A 6,673-nucleotide genomic window follows, 5' to 3' on the forward strand; every position below is an offset into this window, starting at 1 on the left:
AACTAATAGTATGTTAAAAAACATATTTTGTCAATTGTTTTTTCAGATGCGAATAACCCTATAACAAAAAATAAGCACCTAAAAGGCTCTCGTTGCAGACTCTACCAACATAGGTAATAATAATCGTGGCGAGATTCATGCTTCAATAAATTCTACTAATTCCTTATTGAATTTATCGCGCTGGTCATAGAATAATCCGTGCCCACTATATTTGAAGGGCACCAGCTTGGAGTTTCTTATTCCTTCATGCTGCACAATAGCCAAGGGGAACAGGCAAACTTTATCATGAATGCCATGAAGGATTAAGGTGGGGACATGTATTTTTCCCAGATCAGAGAATAAGCCTTCTTCATCTAACCAGGCATTGGCAATCGCAGCAGTCGACCAGCCTGCCGCCTGTAATCCTAATTGGAAAAACCAGTCTGAGAAAGGCCCTGTAACATGCTGGAAAAAAAATATATTACCAAACCCCTGCAGCATGTTAGGACGGTCATTATAGGTGTCCTGGATGATTTTTTCTACCGTTTCTCTTTCTAAACCATAAGGGAAATGGGGACGCTTAATAAGACTGGGCGCTGCAGATGCAAACAGGGCAAGCTTAGCTACCCCATATCCACTATGACGGGCCATATAACGAATGGTAACAGCCCCGCCTGTAGAGTGGCCTCCAAGAATAATATCCTGTAAATTAAGCTCGTCAATCACGCAGCGAATATCATCTGCCAATTGATCATAGTGGTAGCCTCGCCAAGGCCTGTCAGAATTGCCGAAACCCCTGAGATCAATTCCGATACAGCGATACCCCATTCGGGGAAGCTGATCAAACTGATATTCAAACATCTTATGGCTCGCTGGCCAGCCATGTATAAATAAAATGGTCTTACAGCCTGCAGGATTAATATCCTCCACGTAAATATTAACGTTTGATTCTACTCTAACATAATACCCCATCGAATCACTCCATTATAAAAAACACTCTATAGTGGTAATATATTCACTGGGGATTAAGAATGCGCTGATTCATAAACTTACACTTATAGGCTCCTGATACCGATATATAACCCAATAAATATAAATATCAGCAATGTCTTTATTACGGTAATTACAAAGAGATCATAATATGACTCCCTGTGTGTTAAGCCGCACACTGCCATAACAGTGATGAGCCCTCCATTATGAGGCATAGAATCGAGTCCGCTGGAGGCTAAGGCCGCAAACCGGTGCAGAGCATCTGGTGAAATATTAGCAGCCTGGGCCCAGGCCAGATAATCAGCCCCGAGCATGCCGAGTGCGATTGTTATCCCCCCTGATGCAGACCCGGTAATAGCTGCCATAATATTGACCGTAATAGCCTCAGATACCAGTGGCCCGGCCCCGAACTTAATCTCCATTAAGAAGGTCTTAATTATTTGGAAGCCGGCAAGACTGGCAACCACACTGCCATAACCATATCCTGAAGCGGTATTAAGTACTGCGACAAGTGAGCTGTTTGCCCCACTGTTCAGTGAAGCAGCAATTCCCCCTTTGTTACGAAACTGCTTACGGCCAATGATAATTGCAAGAAGTATGCCTAGAATTAAAGCAATATTTAAAGACCATATTGCCCGTACTTTATCTATATCAGTGCTCAATAGTGATAGTCTCAAAACTTTGAAGGGTAACAGGATATCTTCGTTCCATTGATAGGCCCAAGACCATTTAAATGGGTTACTTAGATATAGGTTAGCTAGCAGTACTAAAATAAGCGGCAGAACAGCCAGCAGTTGATTTGGCAATTGCTGTTCCTTAGTTTTCTCCGGCTCATTCAGTGTATGCAGCCCATAGCCCTCACCCTGCGCCATCGCCTGGCGCTGTCTGTATAACAGCCAGGCCCACCCTAAAACAAAGATGCTTAGCCCGCTAATTACACCGGTTAAAGGCTCAGCCCATGTTGTAGTACCAAAAAAAGCTGTTGGTATAATATTTTGAATTTGTGGTGACCCAGGAAAGGCCCCCATACTAAATGTAAACGTACCCAGCCATAAAGCAGCAGGTATCAAACGTTTTGGAATATCTGCCTCCCGGAAGAGGGCAGCGGCGAACGGATACATAACAAACACAACAACAAAGACGCTGATGCCGCCGTAAGTGAGAGAACCGCACCCAAGCAACACCGCAAGTACTGCATTCTCTTTGCCTAACTTACCAGCAATCGCCCCGGCTATTGCCCGGGCCATACCGCTGTCTTCCATTACTTTAGCAAAAACGGCTCCCAACAGGAAAATAGAAAAATACATTTTGAAGTATTCGGCCGCTTTGGTCATGAAGATTTCAGTATATACAGGCATAAGGCTAAAATTACTGGCTGTTGCCGCCAAAATAGCAAACAATGGCGCAAATAAGATGATGGAGTAACCACGGAAAGCAAAATACATTAGTAAGATCAGACTGAGTAGTATTGTTAATAGTTCCACTAATTATCCCCTTTTCAACATAACATTCGATAAATTAGCCGTCCTCATCCCGACACTTACCGCTCTTAAATCACTTATATACCCTAAAGGGCCCAGGAAAGCCGGGAGTCTAAAACTGGTTAATTATCGGTACTATTATACCATATTACCTTAGGCGTGCTCAGTCCGGGAAACAGTATAGATCTATAATATGCAGATATATCGTTGCTTGATGACCCATGGCCGTTATTCAAATCGAATCTCAGGTATATCCAAGCTTAACAAAATATACATACGTTATGTAAACAGGAGATTTTGATAAATTGTCGAATACCTATTACCTAGTTACCAATACAACAACGAAAGGTGGATGCATGTGAACCTCAATTTTAAAAAGAAAGTCGTTTCAGGCATTATTGCCATTTCGCTTTTAACTACTTCACTTGGGGGTACACTTGTGACCTCCGCATATGCAGCAGAAGCGACTAACGAAGCTATAGCCGACGAAACTGCAGTTAATGTAACTATTCCAGTCAACGAACCTACAGTCAGTGAAACTGCGGTCAAGGAAACTGCAGCCAGTGAAACTGCGGCCGATGAAACTCTAAAGGCTAATAAAACTACTAAAGGCATTCTTGCCGGGATAGTCGCAGTCGGATTGATTTCGGCTCTTTCCAATCATGGCAGTAAGTCTTCAGACAGCTCAAATAAGAGCTCCACACCTTCAACCACTACAGGATCAAGTGGTACAACAACAACTACTTCCGCTACTGATGAGCAGCAAGCGCTAACCCTTCTTAACCAGGACCGCACAAAAAATGGTCTTTCAACCCTAAAATCAAACTCTCAGTTAACTACTCTGGCGCGCAACTATGCCAAAGACATGATTGACCGTAACTATTTTTCACATTACAACCCCGAAGGAAAGTCCCCGTTTGACCGCATGACTGCAGCCGGCATTAGTTATAAAACTGCCGGTGAAAATTTAGCGATCAATACCAGTGTGGCTACTGCCGAAACTGCGTTCATGAACAGTTCAGGCCACCGTGCCAATATTCTCAACTCCGGTTACACGGATGTTGGCGTAGGTGTAGTACGCAACTCCAGTGGACAAGTATATGTGGTTCAGGAGTTTATTAGTAAGTAAGCTTACTATTCTCGTTATCATTGATGACTATTCCTATTCACTTATGGGATTCAGGGATATACCATGTCTTACCTGACAGAGAGGCCGCCTGTGATACATCACAAGCGGCCTCTCTGCCTATTCTGGCGTAAAAATTACATTTATCGCGTTCTTTAAAATCTGTTTCCTAAAATAAACCGATTGATAGCGTCAGCTACTCCCTCGTTGTCATTAGAACTTGTTACATAGTCGGCTTTTTGTTTCACCGTCTCCGAAGCATTTCCCATTGCAATGCCCAAACCGGCATATTCTATCATGGATAAATCATTCTCACTATCACCGATAGTGAGTATCTCTTCACGCTTGAGGCCATAAAAAGCTGCCAGCATTGCAACTGCATTGCCTTTGGAAACCCCTTTACGGGTGATTTCAATATTGTATCTTGAAGAGTCGACGATTTCCAGTTGTGCGATATTTTTTAATTCAGTCCGCAATTCATTAATTAAAGCTATATCTCTATAGATAATCTCACATTTAACAATATTATTTTTTTCTTTATTTAATATCTTTTGCCACTGTTTCCAGGAAAAAATATATTCCATGTCCAGTTTGTTGCTTCTCGTGCCTAATATTTGGGATGCAACATAGAAAAGCTTAAACATAGCATTACCATAATAAAACTTATGGGGAGTACAAAAATAGGGCTTTGTGCGGTGCTTGCGAAATACCTCCAGTAATTCCAGTGATAAGCTTTCACCAAGTACATCCTGGTAGATGACCTTATCAATATCTTTTTCTTTGATGAAAGCCCCGTTTGATGCGATCACCGGTGACTTTACCCCAATAAGATTGGAGAAATATTCAGCATCAGTGTACATTCGTCCTGTACTTATTACGATATGAATACCTTGCTGATGTGCCTGCAGTAGTATTGCTTTCGTTCTATTGGTAACTTTATGCTTACTATTTAAAAGCGTCCCGTCAACATCAATACAGACTAATTTATAGGCCATATTCGTGTCCTTTCTTTAACAAGCTAAGCAATTTCTGCCTCCATCCTCAAAAAGCCCAAAGTTATGTGTCTTATCCTTATTATGTCGGAATTATGATCTCAGATTGTCAGGCACACCTGCCAGATACTGCATTATCAATTCCCCGGTTTTCAACTTATTGGTATTTTTTTCCTGATACATGGCATCATCAGCCTGACGTAAAATCTCACGCACTCTAAGGCCTTTTCCCACACAAGAGCCTTGAGAAATATATAAGGGCAACGCCCCCTTGGTACTTCTATATATTTTGATATTAGTGGCAATATCGTTACGCAGTATATTCATGCACTCTTCTGTAGCATCCCACACTAAAACAGCAAATTCATCACCACCAATTCGCGCCGAAATAATTCTCCGATCATCAAACGAGATCGTTTTTGCCGCGGCCTTTAGTAATGCATCGCCAGCATAATGTCCTAATGAATCATTAATTTTTTTCAAGCCATCCACATCACACATAATAATACCAATGTCCCGGCCAGATGTGGCTATCTGATTAATTTGAATTTCAAAAAAGGATCGGTTGTAGAGACCTGTTCCAGCGTCGTGGTAACTCACATACTCTAGAGTATTCTCCCAGGATTTGCGCTCACTAATGTCAATCATACTTCCACAAACAGCTTTCTTGCCATTGATTGTACAAGTGCTTGCTAGCACATGAACATCAATGGTACAACCATTCTTGTGCAGAATGCGGATCTCATAGTCAGCTTGATCTTTTTCTTCATTAATTCCTTTCCGAACCTGCTCCTGAAATATATCTCTATCATCAGGATACACATATTCAAGAAAACTACTCAACTCTTTCGCTTCTTCCGTAGTATAACCAATCATTTCTTCCAGCTTAGGGTTTAAATAGGTTATCTTTCCATCTAACAGAAAATAAACGCCAACAAGTGAATTCTCCACAAGACTCCGGAATTTACCTTCTGCCTCCAAAAGTAAATTATTCACTTGGTTCATCTCATTTATGGTGATAATCAATTTTTGCGCCATAGAAACAAAAGCTTTATTTAAATACTGTAATTCCTCAGGGGCTTTAGTAAAAGAACCCCCTTGAGATGAAACTACACCATATTCCCCACTTTCTATTTTATTAGCCATTGCTACTAGCGAGAAAACCGGAAGGTTTATTCTTCGAACAAAGGCTGTGAGCAAATAAATTAGAATCGCTACTAAAACAAGATACACCAAACCTAATATGAGAAGTTTTGTGTATAGTGGGGCCAAGATTTCAGCCTCATCTACTTCGGCGATTATAGTCCATTTGGGATTCTCAATTGCCGAGAATGCGCCAAACACACGTTCACCACGAAAATCCATGTATACTGCTGATCCTGATCTACCTTGCATCGCCTGTTCAAATCCGTAAGTGCCTTTTACGTTAAGACGCCCATTAGTGCTTGATATTCCCCGAATGGCAAGATCATTAGTCAGCCGTGTTGGCGTAACCATCATTCCATTACTGTCAACAAGATAGGTTTCGCCTGTTGTACCGAATAGAAACTGCTCCATAGTTTTACTAATTGTGGTTAATTCCACCGATCCAACAATTACTCCTATCACACTGCCATCGTGACCAAAAACAGGCGCAGAAAAAAGCACAAGCGGATTATTTGTGACGCGACCATAAAGAACATCTGTAGTATAGGACTTTCCGCGTATGCTCTGTTTGAAGTACTCCCGGTCTGAAACGTTGGCTCCATCGTATGACCGGCCATTTACATCAATATAAGAAAACCACGAAAACTCTGGATTGTTCCGTAAAAAAGCCTGGATATTCTGCTTAATTACCTCTATATCACCGTCTTGCGTTGACCGGAGCTCGGAGAACGTTGTTACCTTCCCAGCATGATCAGTAAACCAATTCTCGACCATACTCTGTTGAATGCTGATAGTTTGTTCAAAATTTTTTAAAATGTAGTCACGTGTTGTCTTAATTTCTTGTGAAGCAAACACGTAAAAAAACAATGTAAGCACACTAATTGATATCAATAGCAGTAGTCTGGTAAAACCAGGAATTGTGTTATACGAAAACAACTCCTTTATTTTTGCGCAAAAGG

Annotated in this window: 5 protein-coding genes; 1 reads left to right on the forward strand and 4 read right to left on the reverse strand. The window is 41.4% G+C overall.

Features of this window, described 5'->3' with window-relative positions; genetic code table 11:
* Positions 1-135: 135 nt before the first annotated feature.
* Both VN379_RS07930 and VN379_RS07935 read right to left on the reverse strand, forming a co-directional pair.
* Positions 136-951, reverse strand: coding sequence for an alpha/beta hydrolase (locus VN379_RS07930; RefSeq protein ID WP_325532580.1), 816 nt, complete (start codon positions 949-951; stop codon positions 136-138).
* An 83-nt stretch (positions 952-1,034) separates the two neighbouring features.
* Entirely contained in the window at positions 1,035-2,453 is a 1,419-nt protein-coding gene (locus VN379_RS07935) for a GntP family permease (protein ID WP_325532581.1), read from the reverse strand.
* Between the two features lie 355 nt (positions 2,454-2,808).
* On the opposite strand from VN379_RS07935, the gene VN379_RS07940 reads away from it, so the two are divergent.
* Positions 2,809-3,579 (forward strand): CAP domain-containing protein, encoded by a 771-nt coding sequence (locus VN379_RS07940; protein ID WP_325532582.1) that lies wholly within the window; start codon positions 2,809-2,811, stop codon positions 3,577-3,579.
* A 152-nt stretch (positions 3,580-3,731) separates the two neighbouring features.
* On the opposite strand, the gene VN379_RS07945 is transcribed toward VN379_RS07940, so the two are convergent.
* Both VN379_RS07945 and VN379_RS07950 read right to left on the reverse strand, forming a co-directional pair.
* Complete coding sequence (locus VN379_RS07945) at positions 3,732-4,571, reverse strand: Cof-type HAD-IIB family hydrolase (RefSeq protein WP_325532584.1); 840 nt, start codon at positions 4,569-4,571, stop codon at positions 3,732-3,734.
* A 90-nt stretch (positions 4,572-4,661) separates the two neighbouring features.
* The coding region (locus VN379_RS07950; protein ID WP_325532586.1) for a sensor domain-containing diguanylate cyclase at positions 4,662-6,673 on the reverse strand (2,012 nt) is incomplete at its 5' end.

The organism is Sporomusa sp., assembly GCF_035561255.1.
Taxonomy (GTDB): Bacteria; Bacillota; Negativicutes; order Sporomusales; family Sporomusaceae; genus Sporomusa.